19 protein-coding genes are annotated in these 18,105 nt (G+C 40.2%); 8 read left to right on the forward strand and 11 right to left on the reverse strand.

Annotated features, from left to right (window positions below; genetic code table 11):
- Nucleotides 1-23: 23 nt before the first annotated feature.
- The 3 genes from NAF17_RS06180 to NAF17_RS06190 all read right to left on the reverse strand — a co-directional run bounded on the left by NAF17_RS06180 (nt 24) and on the right by NAF17_RS06190 (nt 3,220).
- The gene (locus NAF17_RS06180) at nt 24-1,127 is read right to left on the reverse strand and encodes an efflux RND transporter periplasmic adaptor subunit (RefSeq protein WP_252757104.1); all 1,104 of its coding nucleotides are present in this window, start codon (nt 1,125-1,127) and stop codon (nt 24-26) included.
- Between the two features lie 34 nt (nt 1,128-1,161).
- Nucleotides 1,162-2,496, reverse strand: coding sequence for a TolC family protein (locus NAF17_RS06185; RefSeq protein WP_252757105.1), 1,335 nt, complete (start codon nt 2,494-2,496; stop codon nt 1,162-1,164).
- 109 nt (nt 2,497-2,605) lie between these two features.
- On the reverse strand, nt 2,606-3,220 hold the full coding sequence (locus tag NAF17_RS06190; protein ID WP_252757106.1) for a TetR/AcrR family transcriptional regulator: 615 nt from the start codon (nt 3,218-3,220) through the stop codon (nt 2,606-2,608).
- A gap of 116 nt (nt 3,221-3,336) precedes the next feature.
- Between NAF17_RS06190 and purB the strand changes: the two genes are divergently transcribed.
- Nucleotides 3,337-4,683, forward strand: a complete 1,347-nt coding sequence (gene purB, locus NAF17_RS06195; protein ID WP_252757107.1) for an adenylosuccinate lyase — start codon at nt 3,337-3,339, stop codon at nt 4,681-4,683.
- A gap of 120 nt (nt 4,684-4,803) precedes the next feature.
- Nucleotides 4,804-5,355, forward strand: a complete 552-nt coding sequence (locus NAF17_RS06200) for a NifU family protein (protein WP_252757108.1) — start codon at nt 4,804-4,806, stop codon at nt 5,353-5,355.
- 434 nt (nt 5,356-5,789) lie between these two features.
- On the opposite strand, the gene NAF17_RS06205 is transcribed toward NAF17_RS06200, so the two are convergent.
- The 7 genes from NAF17_RS06205 to ppk1 form a co-directional block, all read right to left on the reverse strand.
- Entirely contained in the window at nt 5,790-6,584 is a 795-nt protein-coding gene (locus NAF17_RS06205; RefSeq protein ID WP_252757109.1) for an inositol monophosphatase family protein, read from the reverse strand.
- A gap of 26 nt (nt 6,585-6,610) precedes the next feature.
- On the reverse strand, nt 6,611-7,789 hold the full coding sequence (locus tag NAF17_RS06210; RefSeq protein WP_252757110.1) for a prolipoprotein diacylglyceryl transferase: 1,179 nt from the start codon (nt 7,787-7,789) through the stop codon (nt 6,611-6,613).
- 33 nt (nt 7,790-7,822) lie between these two features.
- Nucleotides 7,823-9,142, reverse strand: coding sequence for a tRNA (N(6)-L-threonylcarbamoyladenosine(37)-C(2))-methylthiotransferase MtaB (gene mtaB / locus NAF17_RS06215; RefSeq protein ID WP_252757111.1), 1,320 nt, complete (start codon nt 9,140-9,142; stop codon nt 7,823-7,825).
- A gap of 239 nt (nt 9,143-9,381) precedes the next feature.
- Complete coding sequence (locus tag NAF17_RS06220; RefSeq protein WP_502212827.1) at nt 9,382-9,738, reverse strand: PH domain-containing protein; 357 nt, start codon at nt 9,736-9,738, stop codon at nt 9,382-9,384.
- A gap of 370 nt (nt 9,739-10,108) precedes the next feature.
- Complete coding sequence (locus NAF17_RS06225) at nt 10,109-10,675, reverse strand: UbiX family flavin prenyltransferase (RefSeq protein WP_252757113.1); 567 nt, start codon at nt 10,673-10,675, stop codon at nt 10,109-10,111.
- A gap of 159 nt (nt 10,676-10,834) precedes the next feature.
- Nucleotides 10,835-11,722: a Ppx/GppA phosphatase family protein gene (locus tag NAF17_RS06230; RefSeq protein ID WP_252757114.1), complete on the reverse strand. Its 888-nt coding sequence runs from the start codon at nt 11,720-11,722 to the stop codon at nt 10,835-10,837.
- Nucleotides 11,719-13,770: a polyphosphate kinase 1 gene (gene ppk1, locus NAF17_RS06235; RefSeq protein WP_252757115.1), complete on the reverse strand. Its 2,052-nt coding sequence runs from the start codon at nt 13,768-13,770 to the stop codon at nt 11,719-11,721. Before ppk1 ends, NAF17_RS06230 begins: the two co-directional genes overlap by 4 nt.
- A gap of 159 nt (nt 13,771-13,929) precedes the next feature.
- Between ppk1 and NAF17_RS06240 the strand changes: the two genes are divergently transcribed.
- On the forward strand, nt 13,930-14,421 hold the full coding sequence (locus NAF17_RS06240; RefSeq protein WP_252757116.1) for a YajQ family cyclic di-GMP-binding protein: 492 nt from the start codon (nt 13,930-13,932) through the stop codon (nt 14,419-14,421).
- A gap of 254 nt (nt 14,422-14,675) precedes the next feature.
- Here NAF17_RS06240 and NAF17_RS06245 read toward each other — a convergent pair whose 3' ends face one another.
- Nucleotides 14,676-15,113 (reverse strand): Hsp20/alpha crystallin family protein, encoded by a 438-nt coding sequence (locus tag NAF17_RS06245; protein ID WP_252757117.1) that lies wholly within the window; start codon nt 15,111-15,113, stop codon nt 14,676-14,678.
- Between the two features lie 137 nt (nt 15,114-15,250).
- Here NAF17_RS06245 and NAF17_RS06250 point away from each other — a divergent pair, with 137 nt between their 5' ends.
- From NAF17_RS06250 to NAF17_RS06270, 5 genes are all read left to right on the forward strand, one after another.
- Entirely contained in the window at nt 15,251-15,697 is a 447-nt protein-coding gene (locus NAF17_RS06250; protein WP_252757118.1) for an acyl-CoA thioesterase, read from the forward strand.
- A 4-nt stretch (nt 15,698-15,701) separates the two neighbouring features.
- Nucleotides 15,702-16,100: a DoxX-like family protein gene (locus NAF17_RS06255; RefSeq protein ID WP_252757119.1), complete on the forward strand. Its 399-nt coding sequence runs from the start codon at nt 15,702-15,704 to the stop codon at nt 16,098-16,100.
- Between the two features lie 5 nt (nt 16,101-16,105).
- Nucleotides 16,106-16,843 carry a DUF2071 domain-containing protein gene (locus tag NAF17_RS06260; RefSeq protein ID WP_252757120.1) on the forward strand — a complete coding sequence of 246 codons (738 nt, stop codon included), beginning with the start codon at nt 16,106-16,108 and terminating at the stop codon, nt 16,841-16,843.
- A gap of 224 nt (nt 16,844-17,067) precedes the next feature.
- A complete protein-coding gene (locus NAF17_RS06265; protein WP_252757121.1) occupies nt 17,068-17,577 on the forward strand; it encodes a methyltransferase domain-containing protein in 510 nt (169 codons plus the stop codon).
- Entirely contained in the window at nt 17,577-17,987 is a 411-nt protein-coding gene (locus NAF17_RS06270; RefSeq protein WP_252757122.1) for a hypothetical protein, read from the forward strand. The genes NAF17_RS06265 and NAF17_RS06270 overlap by 1 nt, the downstream gene beginning before the upstream one ends.
- The last annotated feature ends 118 nt before the right edge of the window (nt 17,988-18,105 follow it).

Here is an 18,105-nt window from a genome sequence, read left to right on the forward strand (position 1 = left end):
ATGTAATAGATCAAGGTTGTTAATTAATTAGCAGGCTGTAACACCTTTATTTTATCGCCATCTTCAATATCAGCAGCACCCTCTGTAACTAACTGCTCACCTGCTTTTAAGCCCGCTAATATTTCTGACTGGCCACTGTAGGTTACGCCAACTTTAACAGTTTTACGTTTAGCTATTCCATTCTCGTTAACATATACATAATCGCCATTTTCTGAGCGTTGTACCGCTTTAACAGGGATAGAAATAGTATTAGCTTTCGAGTAATCGGCTATCTTGATAATAGCTGTCATATTTGGGCGAAGCGTTTTACGGGCCGGCAATTTGATCTCTACCGCGAAACTACGTGATGTTGGGTCGATAGCTTTGGCTGCAAATGTCACCTTGGTTTTTAACGAGTCTTTAGCATCAGGTACTAAAATCAAAACTTCGTTACCTGTGCCTACACTACCTGCATAACTTTCAGGTACGTCAGCTTTCACTTTCAAAATATCGGCGTTAACAATACGGATACCATTTGTACCCGGTTGGGTAACTTGGCCCAATTTAAGGTCCATTTGGTCAATAGTGCCGTATATTGGCGATACAATGCGGTATAAATTTGCCTGCTGGCGTAAACCCGATAAAGCTTTTTTACTTGCCCGCAGGTTAGTTTGCGCTTGTAAAAATTGCACCTCGGTACCAATTTTTTGATCCCAAAGATTTTTTTGGCGGCTATACAACTGCTGGTTAAGCTCTACCTGCGCTTGTGATTGTGCAATGTTTTGTTGCAATACGCTATTATCTAACTGAACAAGTACCTGGCCTTTGTTTACATGTTGGCCGGGTTTTACATAAATATTGGTAATAGTACCTGCCGATTGCGGATAAGCGGTAACGTTATTCTGCGCATCAATTTTACCCTGTATTTGTACATAGTTTGTAAATGCACCGCTTTTTACTTCGGCAACGCTTACTTCAACGGCCTTTGTAGAATCACCGGTACCAACCTCGCTTTGCAGCTTGGTTATTTTAGCGTTAATGTCCTGTTGCTGTTTTTGCAGGTCGGCCAGCTCGGCTTTTTTATCTTTTGGTTTGCTTGAGCATGCTGCCAGTAATAAAAATGCGGGTATGTATATTAATTTTTTCATTTGAGTGATTGTATATGTGTGGTTTAAGTTTGTTTTATTGAATATTTCCGTAGGCCCTGTCAAGATCTACCCTACTTACTAAGGCATCGTATAGGTTTTGTACAAACGAATTATCGGCATTTTCAAGGGCGGTTTGAGCCTGTGTTACCTCTATGCTTGAGCCAACCCCCTGCTGGTACTTAATCTTCGAAACTCTTAAAACCTCCCTTGCCAATTCCTGGTTTCTTTTTTGGTTATTTAAAGATTGTAAACTGTTCATATAAATTATTTTAGCCTGGCTGGCCTGCAAAGCAAGGCCGTTTTTAGCATTAGTTAAATCGTTTTGATTTTTCATCACAACTATTTGCGATTGCTTTAACTGGCTGGAACGATACCCCCCACTATAAATAGGTATATTTAAACTTAGGCCAATATAAGTTGACGGAAAATTCATATTGTACAACTGGTTAAAATTATTGTTCTGAAACAAAATGGCCGTATTGGCATTAAACGACAGCGATGGTAAAAAAGCAGACTTTTTGCGCTTTACATCATATTGGCTAAGTTTCAAATTGGTTTCTAATAAGCCATATTCGATGCGGTTGCGGTAAACTGTGGTATCGGTATTTGCAACATCAGGAACATTACCGTCAAGATTAATATCAGCTAATTTATCAGTTAATGTAAGGTTATATTCAATTGGCATACCCATCTGGAATTTTAACAAAGCATAGTTTAAAGCAAGCAGCCTGATCGTGTTTTCCCTTGTGGTGGTTAAATTATTGTATTGTACGGTAATCCGGTCAACATCAATCTTCTCAACAAAGCCTTGTTTGTTTTGGGCCACTGTTTGGTCAAGTTGTTGCTTTAACTGGTTTATATTGGCATCAAGCAGTTTTACCTGTTCGTCACTAACCAATACCTGGTAATAAGCTTTTGTTACATTTACATTAGCCTGAATTTTTGACCGTACAAAGCTGCGATTATAAAGTTCCTTATAGGTGCTCCTAGCTTTTAAACCTACAAGATAACTTCCGTCAAAAAGCAATTGGTTTAAAGTAACACCTGCGTTATTGCTATATTTTTGATAGATACTTACAGATTGAAACCCACCTTTTCCATCAGGGAACAATATTTTCGGGATCTTCAAATAATCCTGGAAAGTAACCGCGCCGGATACTTGAGGCAAGCCCTGTGAAATGATTTCTTTAATCTTGTAGTTTGCGCTAACTACATCTAAACCGGCATTAACTACCGAATCCTGGTGTTCATAAGCATAATTGATAGCCTCCTGTACCGAAAAGCTATAAGCCTGCGGCACCGGCTGCGTTTGCGAGAAACTCCGCGAAGCCGCCGTTAGTAATAATAGTAGGGTGAGTATTCGTTTCATTTGTGAGTGATATATGATAGATTATTGTTTTGTTTCCAGGTATAGTTATATGCAAAGCAACTGTTTCCGTTGACAGCAGTATGTCAGTAGCGATTGCTTAATTTAATTGTTAGGTATGTATATTTTTGTATTGATTAAGTAACTCGTGCCCTTTAATGGTGCATATGCCATAGTTAAAATGTTCTAAAAGTTGATATTGCACTTTCCAGGTGTTAAATTGTGCAATCGGAAAAATATGGGTATTAAAGCCCATTTCCACTTGGTTAACCCTCATTTTGGCCAATATCTTCACATCAACCTCGGGCCTGATGAAACCTTGAGTAATGCCCTTTGTAAGTAGATCTTCCAATGTTTTTGTGATTACATCCGCTTTAAACGATTGAAATAACCCCCAGGCATCCGGGTGATATTTTTGCATATCATGTATCACAATAGGATTGATCCGCCCAAAAATTTCTTCAGAACATTTCATCATGTTGATCATCTCCTCCATTACGTTCGACGACATATTGATGATATCTACTATTTGGCATTCATCCTGTTTCAACTTTTTATCTACCAGCGCAGTCACCAATTCGTTTTTATCGCTAAAAAAGTGATAGATGGTTTTTTTTGACATGCCCAAATGTTTGGCAATATCATCCATCGTAACGCTTTTGATGCCGGCTGTTAAAAACAGCTCCTCAGCGCCTATAATTATTCTATCTATTTGACTGTTTGACATTATCGGTCAAAACTAAGGAAACATTTTTAGATTTAAAAGTTTCCACATTAAATTACTTCGATCTGACAATCACTCGTTTTCCACAATTGTCTATCTTTGCAAAAAAAAAAATTTCAATGGAATTAAATTCCCTAACCGCCATTTCCCCTATAGACGGTCGTTACCGTAATACAACAGCGCAATTAGCTGCTTACTTTTCTGAATACGCCCTTATTAAATACCGGGTATATGTAGAGATAGAATATTTTATAGCACTTTGCGAACACCCACTGCCCCAGCTAAGTACTTTTGATAAAAATGCGACAGAAAAGTTACGCGATATCTACAGAAATTTTACCGAGGCTGATGCCGCAAGTATTAAAGAGATTGAAAAAACCACCAATCACGATGTTAAGGCGGTTGAATATTTCATCAAAAAACAATTTGACGTTTTAGGCGGATTAGAAGATTATAAAGAGTTCATCCACTTTGGTTTAACCAGCCAGGATATTAATAATACTGCTATACCCCTTACTTTTAAACTGGCTTTAACCGAAGTTTACTATCCCGAGATAACTAAGCTTATTGAGCAGTTAAAAAGCTTTGCAACAGAATGGGATGCTATACCAATGCTGGCACATACCCACGGGCAACCGGCATCTCCCACCCGTTTGGGTAAAGAGATCAGCGTATTTGTAGAGCGCTTGCAAAATCAATTGGCATTGCTCAAAACTGTGCCTTATTCTGCTAAATTTGGTGGCGCTACCGGTAATTTTAACGCGCACCATGTTGCTTACCCGAAAATTGACTGGAAAGAATTTGGAAATCAATTTGTAGATGATATACTAGGACTTAAACGTTCTCAATTCACTACGCAGATAGAGCATTACGATAATTTTGCAGCCCAGTGCGATGCCTTAAAACGTATCAATAACATCCTGATAGACCTTGACCGTGATATGTGGACCTACATATCTATGAACTTTTTTAAGCAGAAGATCAAGGCGGGCGAGATTGGTTCATCGGCTATGCCGCATAAGGTAAACCCGATTGATTTTGAGAACAGCGAAGGTAACCTGGGTATAGCAAACGCTTTATTTGAGCACCTGGCCGCTAAATTACCTATCTCACGCTTACAACGCGATTTAACCGATTCTACCGTTCTCCGTAACATTGGCGTACCGATAGCACATACGCTGATCGCTATAAAATCAACCGTTAAAGGCTTGAATAAATTGTTACTTAACGAGGCTGCTATCAATGCAAGCCTTGAGGCTAATTGGGCGGTAGTTGCAGAGGCTATCCAAACCATTTTACGTCGCGAAGCATATCCAAACCCTTACGAGGCATTAAAAGAGCTTACACGCACCAATACGCAGGTTAATGCCCAAACCATCGCGGAGTTTGTAGATGGATTGCAGGTGAACGATAGTGTTAAAAATGAAATAAAAGCGATAACACCGCAAAATTATACGGGGATTTAAGGCAGATGTGCATATCTCCACCTCATTCGCACTGTCAGTGCGGGGTAAAACTAAAGATATCAGGGCTGAACAACCAAAAACCTGATTACATTTGTTAATAATAATGAAATTTTGACATCCATGAATATTAGCGTATATACTGAAACAACTCCTAACCCGGCAACAATGAAGTTTATTGTAAACAAGTTGCTTATTAACGGAAGCGTGGATTATGCCACAAGGGAAAGTGCCGAAAAATCGCCATTTGCAAAGGAATTATACAAATTCAGTTTTGTTAATGGTGTGTTCTTCGCCAGCAACTTTGTAACGGTTACCAAAACCGAAGGCAGCGACTGGGATGATATCCAGCCGATATTGAAAGAGTTTGTTAAAGGTGCTGTAGAATCTGAACTTAAATTACAGGAAGTGGAGCAGGAAACTGACGTTGCTTTTGAAGGTACCGAAACCGAAATAAAGATCCAGCAGATCTTGAATGATTATGTTCGACCGGCTGTTGAGCAGGATGGCGGTGCTATCAGCTACCGCTCGTTTAATGCAGGTGTGGTTACTGTTGAGCTTCGTGGTTCATGCAGTGGTTGCCCGTCTTCAACAGTAACCCTAAAATCTGGTATCGAAAACCTGCTTAAACGTATGGTTCCTGAAGTTACGGAAGTAGTTTCTGAGGCATTATAAGCTTGACTATACCGATTAAATATTACGCCGGCCCGAATTGCTTCGGGCCGGTATTTTTGTGCAGAAATTAAGGTGTCCCACTTTATATTACACAACGCGCGACAAAAATACAATTCGCTATTAATCAATAGATTATAATAATAAATTTGTAATTTTAGTTAAAGTAAAACTTTATCATAAATAATTTAAACAATTTATAATTAACTTATTAAATAAATTAAGGCAGATGTCCCACTTGATTCTGAATGGGACGGAATGGGACACCTGTTTTAGTCCTCTGAGGGTCTTCTGAACGATACCTCTGGGCACGCTTGAAAGGCATCTTAAGGTTCACTATGTGAGGCCGTTCGGCGATGAAAGCAAAAAGCCAATCAGGTAATCTAATTGGCTTTTTTTTGTAATCGGTGAAATCCCCACTTACAATCAGTGTAATCCTAAACATTAAAATACTTATCAATATACTCCAGCATTTCCGCGGTTATTTTGCCATTTGTGGCGAGCAATTCCCGACTTTTTAGCACTTCTAAACCGCCCTTAAAATTCCTTATTTCGCCCCCGGCTTGTTGTACAATTACGATACCCGCGGCAATATCCCAGGGATTTAAATTGTACTCGTAAAAAGCCTCGAAACGCCCCGCGGCAGTATAAGCCAGATCTACGGCGGCAGAGCCAATGCGGCGCAGGCCATGGCAGTTGCGCATTAGTGCGGTAAAAAGTTTGATGTACCGTTCCTGGTAACTAAAATCGTAATATGGGAAACCCGTAGCTATCAAGCTATCGGCAATGGTGGGTTTGTTGCTTACTTTAATTTCGGCGCTATTTAGGTATGCAGGGGCATCTTTGTGAGCGTAAAAGCATTCGTCCTGGTTCACTTCGTAAACTACGCCTAAAACCAGGTCTTCGCCATCCTGCAGGGCAATACTTACCGAGTAGGTTGGTAAGCCGTGAATAAAGTTGGTAGTGCCATCCAGCGGATCGATGATCCAATTGTAGCGCTCTCCTATTTTGGTGCTTGTTTTTTCTTCGGTGATAAAGCCTGCTTCGGGCAGTATCAATTCCAGGCCGGCAACAATCTTCTGCTCGGCGGTTTTGTCAACGTAGGATACCAGGTCGTTAAGGCCTTTGTATTCAATTTTATCGGCATTAAAGGTTTTACGCTCCTGGCGGATAAACTGGCCGGCTTCTTTAGAAACATCAACTACCTGCCCTATTATCTGATTTAACTGCATTAGCTGTAAACTTTAAAAATGGGAAATTAAGCGTTTGTAGCGCCTGTTCTTTTGAAACGGGCATTGCCAAAAAACACCAATGCCGCGCCACCCAATACCATGATCACCGAGATCATTTCGGCTTGTGTGAAAGAGATACCTGCAACATTGTATTTGGTATTTACACGGATCAACTCGATGCAGAAACGTTCTACACCCGCCATAATCATGTAGATGCCGAACAAAATGCCCGGCGCTTTAAATTTATGGCGCAATTGCCATAACACCAGGAATAACAGGATACAAATCACCGACTCATAAAAAGACGTGGGGTATACAGGTAATTTTAATTCGTTACAAAATTTACCAACGCAGTTAGGGATGATGTTGTCACGGTCACTCATGTCTACGTTATGCGGGAATTTGAAACTCCACATCCAATCGGGCACCCAGCTAATGATACCTGGTTTTGGGTTTAGGTTTGGGATGCCCCAGTCGCCGTCGCCGCTCATCTGGCAGCCAACGCGGCCAGCGCCATAAGCAAGCATAACACCCGGACCGCCAATATCCAGCATGGTTAACGGCTTAATTTTATGCTTATTAGCTATGTAAAGCACTGCCGCGCCACCACAAATTAAACCACCGTAAAAGGTAAGTCCGCTAAAGCCTACAAGCATGCCTACCGGGTCGCGCAAAAAATCGCCCCAGTTCTCTAATGCATTAAATAGTTTGGCACCGGCAAAGCCAAAAACGGCCGCCCACAATAATATTGCGCTCATTAACTCGTGTGTGTGCACAGTTACACGGCGCTGCTCGGGTTTTGGTAAAACCTGTTTTTTATTTTCGTAATAAGCCCAGTAAGCGAAGATAATGGCACCTAAAATACCCGCAGGCCAGTTGCCATTGGTTGATAATAGTACCGTTTGGGTGTTATCGGTAAGTTCGGCAAAATGCATTGCTGCATATACCAATTTGTAGAAAAGTACAAAACCAAACAGGCCGTTGCTCAGTAACTCAACCAATGAAATTTGTGCGCCAATGGTAATGGTTTTTTCGAACGGGTGGATGTACCCAAGTTTCTCTCTCCGCTTAAACTCCTGTGTAAATGCCCAGTAAGCTGCCATAAAAGCTATCGCCACAAAAAAGCCAAAAGTTTGAATGATCTTGAAAAATTCAATGTTGGCACCGGTAAAATATTGGATAAGGTAATAGAGATTTGGAAACATTGGTAAATGTTAAGTTTGCTGCGAATATAATAGTTAATGCACTAATATTTCTTCGCTTTCTGTTATTTCAACATCACCATCCGGTGAAATTGCTGTTAATTGAACGGTGCGTAATTCGTTAACCAGTATAGGGTCGTACTTGGTTTTTACTTTAACGTAATTGCGGGTAAAACCGTGCATAATGCCATCTTTTAAATCGGCCTCAAATAACACCTCGTAGGTTTTGCCTATCTGGGTTTCGTAAAAAGCACGGCGTTTTTTATCGGAAAGGATATGCAGCATTTTGCTCCTATCTGCACGGGTACTGCCGGGCACTACCCCACACATTTCAGCTGCCGGGGTATTTTCCCGCTCCGAATAGGTGAAAACGTGGAGATAGGATACATCAAGGTCGTTTAGGAAATTGTAGGTATCTACAAAGTCCTCGCGGGTTTCGCCGGGGAAGCCTACAATAACATCCACGCCAATGCAGCAATTGGGCATCAGCTGTTTTATTTTTGCTACGCGATTGGCGTACAGTTCTCTTTTATACCTGCGGCGCATCAGCCCCAAAATTTTATCAGAACCCGATTGCAACGGAATATGGAAATGCGGGACAAACCTTTTTGAGGTAGCCACAAAGGCTATTACCTCGTCGTTAAGCAGGTTTGGTTCAATAGATGATATTCTGATACGTTCGATGCCTTCAACCCCGTCAAGCGCCATAATAAGGTCTAAGAATCGGTCTTCGCGTTTACCCTCGCGGATGCCGAAATCGCCAAGGTTTACCCCTGTTAATACAATTTCTTTTACGCCCGATGCAGCGATGTCTTTTGCCTGCGCAATAACGTTTTCAATGGTATCACTCCTGCTGCTGCCACGGGCAAGCGGTATGGTGCAAAATGTACAAGAATAATCGCAGCCATCCTGCACTTTTAAAAATGTACGGGTACGGTCGCCAAAGGAATATGAAGGCACAAACTCGTTGGCGTTGCTAACGGGCTGGTTTAAAATAACTGCTTTTGGTTTTTTGGTGAGATCGGTAATATGATCCACCAGTTGGAATTTCTCGGCCGCGCCTAAAACCATATCAACACCGGGAATCTCAGCGATCTCCTTTGGCTTAAGCTGCGCATAGCATCCTACAATGGTAACAAAGGCGTTTGGATTGATCCTGAGGGCCTCTTTCACTATCTTTTTACACTTTTTATCGGCATTATCTGTTACCGAACAGGTGTTTACCACATACACGTCCGGCGTGTCTGTAAAATCGACCGTATCAAAACCGGCGTTATTAAACAGGCGACCTATTGAGGAGGTCTCCGAGTAATTAAGCTTACAGCCAAGTGTATAAAAAGCTACTTTCTTATTCATTTGTAAGCCGCAAAGATAAGATTTTTAGAGATTAGTTGCTTAGTGGTTAACGATTGGTTATTAACGGGAGTGTAAAATTGGGTGAGAACGGCAACCAAGCGTAATGCCGAACTTGTTTCGGCATCTCACATGCTAAGTGGTCAGCCTGTACTGTGGGATCCTGAAACAAGTTCAGGATTACGATATAAATTAAAAGCTCACCGCTGTGACAACGGTGAGCTAACTAAAAATTATTTTAGTTAAACATTAACAGGATTAATATTGAAAGAACCCTCGATTGCATTGTTAATTTGTTTTTTAAATTCAAAAGGTTTGGCAATGGGTGAAAAAACTTCAACTACACCTCCAGACGTTATTCTTACTTTTCCGAAACCCAAAACTCTGCCTAACATACCTTCTTCGATTTGAAGGCCTTCTGATTTGTTAAGCTGAATTTCGCAAAATTTCCTTTTTATTAATCCGGTTTTTAGAATTACGCGTTTATTAGTCACCACAAATTCTGACGATTGATATGTTATAATGGTCATTATAAAGCTAATGACACCAACTATAAACAATAAGCCACAGGCGGCATATGAAGCGCTACCAATCAACAATCCTAAAACCGCCCAAAATACGCCGCGGAGATAAATTATCCAATGTAATTTAGCTTTGTAAAGAACAAGTTCGTTGTTGCTTAAGTTTTTTTAAATGAAACTCGTATAATAAGGTTTAAATTTGTGCTAAAAAATTTAGTTTTATTTAAATTATCAAGTGAAATTGAATTTTTTTTGACTGTTTTGAGGGCCTAATTAATAGACAAAAAAAGTATTAACTGGCTAATGCAGTGCGTATAATTCAGATGACGGAAAATGGCATTGGTGTTTTTGTAAGTCTGAACTTTAAAGACATTTTGCCCGGTAAATGGTTCGACAGGCTCACCATGACAGGCAATCTTTTAATCCTTAAATCCGCTTAATCCCTGTATTATATCCCCTCCCACCTATAACTCTCATTTTCCAACCCAATCAGGTCAATGACACGGTTTACTACTGTCATAGCCAATTCTTCGATGGTTTTGGGTTTGCTGTAGTATGATGGTATGGCGGGGCAAATGATACCGCCGGCTTCGGTAACGGTTTGCATGTTGCGGATGTGAATGAGATTGAGCGGGGTGTCCCTTGCTACCAGGATCAGCCTTCGGCGTTCTTTTAATATCACATCTGCAGAGCGGGTGATCAGGTCGTCGGAAACACCGGAGGCTATGCGGCCAAGTGTACCCATAGAGCATGGCACTACTACCATGGTATCAAACCTGGCCGAGCCTGATGCAAATGGCGCCATAAAATCGTTTTTGGCGTAATATTTAAAAGGATAATTGCCGTGTGATTTGTCGTCCAGCTCAAACTCCCAAACTTGTTTGGCGTTGTCGCTCATTACAATTCCCACTTCTTCTATCTGGTTTTGCAATACTTGTAATTTATCAAGCAATAATTTAGCGTAAATGGATCCGCTTGCACCGGTAACCGCGACAATAATTTTCTTTTTGATCATGATATAGGTACAAATAAACGGAAGAAAAGTTACAGGCACAAAAAAGGGTCGAATAACTCGTACTCGACCCTACATCTACCTATGAAAAACATGCCCTTTAAGCGGGCATTACAAATATAACAACAGTTTCTTAATTATTAATAATTTGTTAAAATAAATTTAACGCGCTGTTGTATAGTTCTTTTCAATTAAAGTTTGTATAATTCCATCAACCATACCCACCGTTGGCACATAAATGTTCTTGATATTGGCACATTTTAGCACGGTTAAATAAATTTCGCAGGCGGGAATAATTACGTCTGCCCTGTCGTGGTTTAAGCCCAACACGTTTATACGGTCTTTAAGGGAGAAGCTATCCAAATAATTATACAGCGCCCTTAGCTTTAAATAGCTTAAAGCCGCGCCATCTTTTTCCTGCGATAATTTGTATAGTTTGTTAATATTACCACCTGTACCAATACCGTAAATATTCTTTAACCCTTTGGTATGCTCGCGAATAAAATCTTTCATTTCTGTCCAGGTTTCGTCCTTGTCCTGGTTATCCAGAATACGGATAGTACCCAGGTTGAATGATTGTGAGGCGATGATCTGCCCTTCGCTGAATAATGAAAGTTCGGTACTACCGCCACCTACATCAATGTAAAGGTAGTTTTTACTTTTGTCGATATTGATCTCGGCATGGCTGTTGTAAATGATCTTGGCTTCGCTTTCGCCATGCACAATTTGCAGATCGATATTGGCCTCGGTTTTTATTCTCGCCACAACCTCAGGGCCGTTTAAAGCCTCGCGCATGGCCGATGTAGCACAGGCCATATAATCGGCAACCTTGTAAACATCCATCAAATTGCGGAACGCCTGCATAGATTTGATGAGGTCGATAGCCTTTTTCTCAGAAATTTCTTTGTTTAAAAAGGCATCATCCCCAAGCCTTACCGGCACACGAATAAGCGTAATTTTTTTAAAGGATATCGATTCGTTATTCTCGATGATCTCGGCAATCAGCATTCTGACGGCGTTAGACCCAACATCTATGGCGGCGTATCTCAATTTGTGTTTTTATTTTTTAGGTAGGTGTAAATATCTATCTGTGCCCGGGTTAATACCTCCGACTTTGTTTTGTGGTACCTGTTAATGGCGCTGCCGGTAATATCCCGTGCCTTGGTGTTATCTTCCAGCTGGATCTCTATGATGTTCCTCACCTCTCGGCGCAGGCCGTCATCCAACACAGGGAAGCCAACTTCTACGCGGTTATCGATGTTACGGGTCATAAAATCGGCACTGGTAAGGTAAATCAATTCTTTGCCGCCGTTGCCGTATATGTGCACACGGGCATGCTCCAGGTATTTATCTACAATGCTTATTACTTCAATGTTCTCGCTGTAACCCTTTACCCCCGGGATCAGGCAGCACATTCCACGCACGATGAGTTTTATCTTCACTCCCGCGTTACTGGCCTGGTAAAGCTTGTTGATCAACTGCTCATCGGCAAGGCTGTTCATCTTGAAGATCATATAGGCCTTTTTACCGGCTTTGGCAAACTTCACCTCGTTATCTATCAGCTTGTAAATGGCCGGACGCGAATCTATTGGCGATACAATCAATGTTTTTAACCCTTTAGGCAGTACATTCCTGCTTAATGATTTAAATATGGCCACCAAATCGGTAGTGATCTTTTTATTGGCAGTAAGTATGGTATGGTCGGCGTAAATGCTGGCCGTTTTCTCATTAAAATTACCGGTTGATAAACACGCGTAATGAAACGGTTTACCCTTTTCCATACGGGTTACCAGGCAAATTTTTGAGTGTACCTTGTATCCGTCTATTCCGTAAAGTACGTTCACACCCTCCTCTTCCAGTTTGTTGCTCCAGTAAATGTTATTCTGTTCATCGAAACGGGCGCGCAGCTCTACCAAGCAGGTTACTTTTTTACCGTTTTTGGCGGCATTTATCAGCGCATGCACTATTTTAGAGTTTTCCGCAAGGCGATAAACGGTAATGCTGATCTCCTTTACTTTTGGGTCGATAGCGGCCTCGCGCAAAAAGTGAATGATATAATCAAACGACTGGTATGGCGTGCTGATCAGGAAATCCTTCTTGGCTATCAAACCCATCAAACTTTTACCGAAAGAAAGATCGGCGACAGGTAATGGTATGTTCTTCTTGTACTCCAGGTCGGGCCGGCCAACGTTGGGGAACGAGATAAAATTCTTAAAATTATGGTAACGGTTTCCCGGGATAAGGCTGTCCTTATCCAGTTTCATTTTTTTGACGAGGTAAGTTACCATATCCAACGGCATTTCGCTATCATACAATAAACGCATTGGCTTGCCTTTACGGCGTTTAAGCAGGCTTTTGCTTAACGCATCCACAAACTTTACGCTTACTTCCTTATCTAGGTCAAGCTCTGCATCACGGGTTAGCTGCAGCGAGTAAGCTTCTATCGAATCATGGTCGAAGATGAAGAAGATATCCTCTAAACTATAGCGGATAATATCATCTAAAAGGATAATGAACTTCAGGTTATTGGTTTCCGGCAGTACTAAAAACCTCGACAGGTTGTCTGGAAACTCTATCAGCGCGTAGCGCGATTTTTTATTTTTGGTAAGCCTTACAAAAAAGTAGATAGCACGGTCGCGAAGTTCGGGTAGCGGCAGGCTGTCATCCAGCATAATAGGTACAAGGGTAGATAGCAACCTGTCCCTGAAAAAGCTTTTTACGAACTCGCCTCTGGTTACGTTAAGCTGCTTATCGTTCAGGATAAAGATCTTTTCTTCGGCAAGCTGCTTTACAATGATGTTCTCGTAAAGGTTGTTGAATTTCTTTTCCTGCTTTACAACCGTAGTTTTTATCTGGCTTAGAATCTTTTTGGGGTTGTAACCCAGTATCTCCTTTGCTTTTTCGTTAAGGTTTGCCAGGCGTGTTAGCGTAGCCACTCGTACCCTGTAAAACTCATCCAGGTTTGATGAAAATATGGCCAGGAACTTTATCCTTTCAATAAGCGGCACGGTAGGGTCGGCAGCTTCCTGCAGCACCCTGTCGTTAAAGTATAACCAGCTTATTTCTCTGTTAATTAACGGAATGTTCTTAGTATCCATATTGTGATAGCAACAAAACTGCTCATTTATTTGTTAAGTTAGTATTAACTTATTTGTATATAAACATGTTTTCAATATTAAATTTAATATTTGGCGGCAATATATACAGCAGATACATTTCTTACCTTAGCTTTGCATTAATTATAAAAAACTATTATTATGCCTTCATTTGATATAGTAAGTAAGATAGACGGACAAACTTTAGATAACGCTATTAACGTTGCCAAAAAAGAAATACTTAACCGATACGATTTTAACGGATCAAAAAGCACCATCGATCTGGATAAGAAAACCAACGAGATCACCATTGTTACCGAAGATGATATGCGCCTTAAGGCCATTACCGATGCTATCATAAGCCGTATGGTTAAGCAAGGACTCGACTCTAAAGCGCTTGATTTTGGTAAAGACCAATACGCATCCGGCAACATGATCCGCAAGGAGATTAAAATTAAAGAAGGGCTTGATAAAGAAGCTGCGAAGAAAGTTGTCAAAAAAATTAAAGACAGTGCCCTAAAAGTACAAGCAGCCATTATGGACGACCAGGTGCGCGTTACCGCCAAAAAAATAGACGACCTGCAGGCTGTTATCACCCTGTGCCGCACCGAAGACTTTGGCCAGCCACTACAGTACATTAATATGAGGAATTAAAATATCGAACACTAAATTTGAATTTCGAACACCGAAGTTAACGTCTAATTCCTCATTACACATTCATTGTTCAATATTTCTAAATATACGAAAGGCCGCTCCTAATAAAGGAAACGGCCTTTTTACTAAAACCAACTTATGAAAACACTCTTATAGATTTCGAATGTTCAATTTCGGATGTGTTAAATTAAAATTCGAAATTGAAAACGGCTTAGCCCTCAACCAAGTTAATCCGACATTCAAAATACCAATACTTATTTAATCGCTATCTCTCTGGTTTGAAATTTAGCTTCTTCTCTTTTAGCTACGGTTAATTTTAAGATCCCATCGGCATAATCAGCTTCAATTTTTGAGTGATCTACAGAATCCGGCAAGGTGAACGACCGTAAGAATGAATTGTAGCTATACTCGAGTTTGCTGTATTTTTTAGCTTCGGGGTTTGCTTCCGTTTTCTTTTTTGCAGATACGGTCAGGATATTTTTATCCAGGTTAATCTTAAAATCTTCTTTCTTTAAACCCGGCACCGCCAGTTCGATATGGAACTCATTATCATTCTCTGCAATATTAACCGCAGGCACACGTGCAACTAATTTGTCGCCGATGTATGAATCGTTCAATAAAGAATCGAAAACATCGTTAAAGAATGGATGTGCATTATTTTTAAGTCCGTTGTTAAATTTTACTAATGTCATGGTCTTATAGGTATTTAAGTTTTTGTTTTTATTAACTTCGTAACCAATAAATCAACTGTTATACCAATAGGTATAAACCTAATATCGAAAGACAAAATGTCTTACATTTTCGTTTTTTACCGACAAAATGTCTTACAATGACTGAAAAACTTACCGATTACAAGTACAAAACCGATATAGCCATCCGCTTTTCGGATATTGACGCACGTGGCCATGTGAACAATGCCGTGTACCTCACCTATTTTGAAGTGGCCCGTTTTAACTACTGGCGCGATGTTGCCCGTTGGAATTTAAAAGAGATCGGCATCGTAGTAGGCCGCTCGGAGATTCATTACCTTAAGCCCGTTACTATAGATGATACCCTTAATTGCTATGTACGCGTTACCCGCATAGGCAACAGCAGTTTTGATGTAATGCATGTACTAACCAAGCATACCGATAAAGGCGAAGATATCTGCACCACTTGTAAAACGGTATGTATTAGTTATGATTATGATACAAATAAATCTACCGCCATTGATAAAGATGGCCGCAAGAACATGATAGACTATGATGAACCAAGGTTGATTTTGAATACAAATTGATTTTATGGTTTCAATAAGTCGGGCAAATTTAAAGGCAACGCTAAATATTTTTATAGCCATAGTTTGGGTCGCGAACGGTTTGTTTTGTAAAGTGATAAACCTCGTGCCCAGGCATCAGCAAATAGTCGGGAAAATATTGGGAACAGAATACGCTACAATTTTTACCAAAATCATCGGTGTGCTCGAGATACTAATGGCCGTTTGGATCCTGAGTAGGTTTTTACCACGGCTAAACGCCATAACACAAATAATTGTGATAGCTACCATGAATATTATGGAATTTGTATTAGTGCCCGATCTTCTTTTATTTGGGAGAATGAATTTATTCTTCGCCCTGATGTTTATTGCATTAATATATTATAATAAGTTTGTAATGAAAGCAAACCCAATACTGCAACAATAAGCCCAATGTCTTTTCTTAAAAACCATCCGTTTGCAGTTGAAGCGTTTTTCGAAAGCTCATTAGTCTTAACCTTCGCTATTCCGAAAGAAGAACTAATACATTTAATACCCGAGTGTTTATCATTAGAACTATTGAACGATAAATGGGCCTTTTTAGCTGTAGCAATTGTAAAAACCAAACACCTTAGGCCAAAGGGGTTTCCAAAATTTATGGGGAATAATTTCATCCTAACGGGTTACCGAATTTTTGTGAGGTACACCAACAACGCCGGCAAAAGACTTAGGGGGTTATACATCATTAAATCGGAAACGGACAGTAAGAAAATGGAATACCTGGGTAATATATTTACTCATTACAACTATACAACTACGGATATTAATATCGAGAATTTAAGAGAAGGACTAAGTGTTAGCTCGTCTCAATCAGGCTTAAACATCCGGGTTGAAACAGATGGCGAAAATATCCCGCTTCCCTGGAACTCCCCTTTCGTAGACTGGAAAGAAGCAAGGAGATTTGCTGGGCCTCTGCCTTTTACATTCACCTATGATGCAGGTAAAAAGGAAGTGTTGATAATTGAGGGCGTAAGGGAAAATTGGATACCCGAACCGGTGAATGTGACGGCATATAACATCCCTCTTTTAAAAACCTTGCAGCTTGGCAAAAGCATTTTAGCCAACGCCTTTATTATTAGAAACATACCCTATTTTTGGAAAAAGGGCAAAACAGAAAAGTGGAACCAATAAGAAAACCTTTTCAGGGTACGTGGAATATCATCAGGTTTAACTGGCATTTTTATGTGCTGGCTGCTCTATTTATTTGCGGTACATTATTGGTTGGTAATTTGGTTTCTAATGCCTACTTACTTGTTATTTATATTTTTTCTGCCCTAATTTCCCTATCTACTTTAATATCACTTCTTGTTTCATTTTATGTTTATGATCTGTCGAACCTTTATACATTTAATTGGTTGAGCAATCAAATTAACAACCTTGATATTAATATAGTGAACATCCACGCCGGGTTTGATGAAACGAGCGAAATATTGAATGCGAAATTCCCCGCCGCCAAGCTTACCGTATTAGACTTTTACAATCCATTAAAGCATACCGAAGTTTCTATAAAACGCGCCAGAAACGCCTATAAACCATTTCATGCAACCAAACAGGTTATAACCACAAACCTACAATTACCAAATAAGTATGCAGACGATATCCTAATCGTATTTGCCGCGCACGAGATAAGAAATGAAAGAGAGCGGATAGCTTTTTTTAAAGAGATTAAAAGGATTGTTAAACCGGAAGGTAATATTATCGTAGTGGAGCATTTGCGGGATCTGCCTAATTTTTTGGCTTATAATATTGGTTTCTTTCACTTTTTATCGAGACCAGCCTGGTATGTAACTTTTACAGGCGCGGGCCTTAAAGTTATCAGCGAAAAAAAGCTAACACCGTTTGTTAATATTTTTAAACTTGCATAATGGAATTGCATCTTGAGATAATTGGAGTACTATTAATTTTTCTGGCGCTGATACACATGTTTTTCCCAAAATATTTTAACTGGGCTACCGAATTTAACAGCGTGAGCCTATTAAACAGACAGATGTTTTACATCCACACATTGTTTGTAGCCTTAGGTGTAATGATGATGGGCGTGTTATGCCTTACTTCCGCTCAAGATTTGATTGAAACAAGGCTGGGCAATAAGATTGCATTAGGGTTAGGAATATTTTGGTTTGTTAGGCTTGTAGTACAGTTTTTTGGTTACTCATCAACCTTATGGAGAGGCAAACGATTTGAAACTATAATTCACATTACATTCTCGATCGCCTGGGTTTATTTAAGTAGCGTATTCTTCTATATTTATTGGGCAAATAAGCTTATTGTTTAATACAAGCGTGCTTTTCGAAAGTAATGGCGGTCTTGGCTATACAACCGTCGTTTCCGCCTCAAACAACGGCAAAAAAACCGCCACTACCGTTCCTTTCCCGCCTTCTCCCCCATTAATT

The organism is Mucilaginibacter aurantiaciroseus (assembly GCF_024055595.1).
In the GTDB taxonomy this organism is placed as follows: Bacteria; Bacteroidota; Bacteroidia; order Sphingobacteriales; family Sphingobacteriaceae; genus Mucilaginibacter; species Mucilaginibacter aurantiaciroseus.

What these genes read in the sequence shown, in the direction of transcription:
- NAF17_RS06180 (WP_252757104.1), bottom strand. Translation starts at nt 1,127, where the DNA reads ATGAAAAAATTAATATACATACCCGCATTTTTATTACTGGCAGCATGC.
- NAF17_RS06185 (WP_252757105.1), bottom strand. Translation starts at nt 2,496, where the DNA reads ATGAAACGAATACTCACCCTACTATTATTACTAACGGCGGCTTCGCGG.
- NAF17_RS06190 (WP_252757106.1), bottom strand. Translation starts at nt 3,220, where the DNA reads ATGTCAAACAGTCAAATAGATAGAATAATTATAGGCGCTGAGGAGCTG.
- purB (WP_252757107.1), top strand. Translation starts at nt 3,337, where the DNA reads ATGGAATTAAATTCCCTAACCGCCATTTCCCCTATAGACGGTCGTTAC.
- NAF17_RS06200 (WP_252757108.1), top strand. Translation starts at nt 4,804, where the DNA reads ATGAATATTAGCGTATATACTGAAACAACTCCTAACCCGGCAACAATG.
- NAF17_RS06205 (WP_252757109.1), bottom strand. Translation starts at nt 6,584, where the DNA reads ATGCAGTTAAATCAGATAATAGGGCAGGTAGTTGATGTTTCTAAAGAA.
- NAF17_RS06210 (WP_252757110.1), bottom strand. Translation starts at nt 7,789, where the DNA reads ATGTTTCCAAATCTCTATTACCTTATCCAATATTTTACCGGTGCCAAC.
- mtaB (WP_252757111.1), bottom strand. Translation starts at nt 9,142, where the DNA reads ATGAATAAGAAAGTAGCTTTTTATACACTTGGCTGTAAGCTTAATTAC.
- NAF17_RS06225 (WP_252757113.1), bottom strand. Translation starts at nt 10,675, where the DNA reads ATGATCAAAAAGAAAATTATTGTCGCGGTTACCGGTGCAAGCGGATCC.
- ppk1 (WP_252757115.1), bottom strand. Translation starts at nt 13,770, where the DNA reads ATGGATACTAAGAACATTCCGTTAATTAACAGAGAAATAAGCTGGTTA.
- NAF17_RS06240 (WP_252757116.1), top strand. Translation starts at nt 13,930, where the DNA reads ATGCCTTCATTTGATATAGTAAGTAAGATAGACGGACAAACTTTAGAT.
- NAF17_RS06245 (WP_252757117.1), bottom strand. Translation starts at nt 15,113, where the DNA reads ATGACATTAGTAAAATTTAACAACGGACTTAAAAATAATGCACATCCA.
- NAF17_RS06250 (WP_252757118.1), top strand. Translation starts at nt 15,251, where the DNA reads ATGACTGAAAAACTTACCGATTACAAGTACAAAACCGATATAGCCATC.
- NAF17_RS06255 (WP_252757119.1), top strand. Translation starts at nt 15,702, where the DNA reads ATGGTTTCAATAAGTCGGGCAAATTTAAAGGCAACGCTAAATATTTTT.
- NAF17_RS06260 (WP_252757120.1), top strand. Translation starts at nt 16,106, where the DNA reads ATGTCTTTTCTTAAAAACCATCCGTTTGCAGTTGAAGCGTTTTTCGAA.
- NAF17_RS06270 (WP_252757122.1), top strand. Translation starts at nt 17,577, where the DNA reads ATGGAATTGCATCTTGAGATAATTGGAGTACTATTAATTTTTCTGGCG.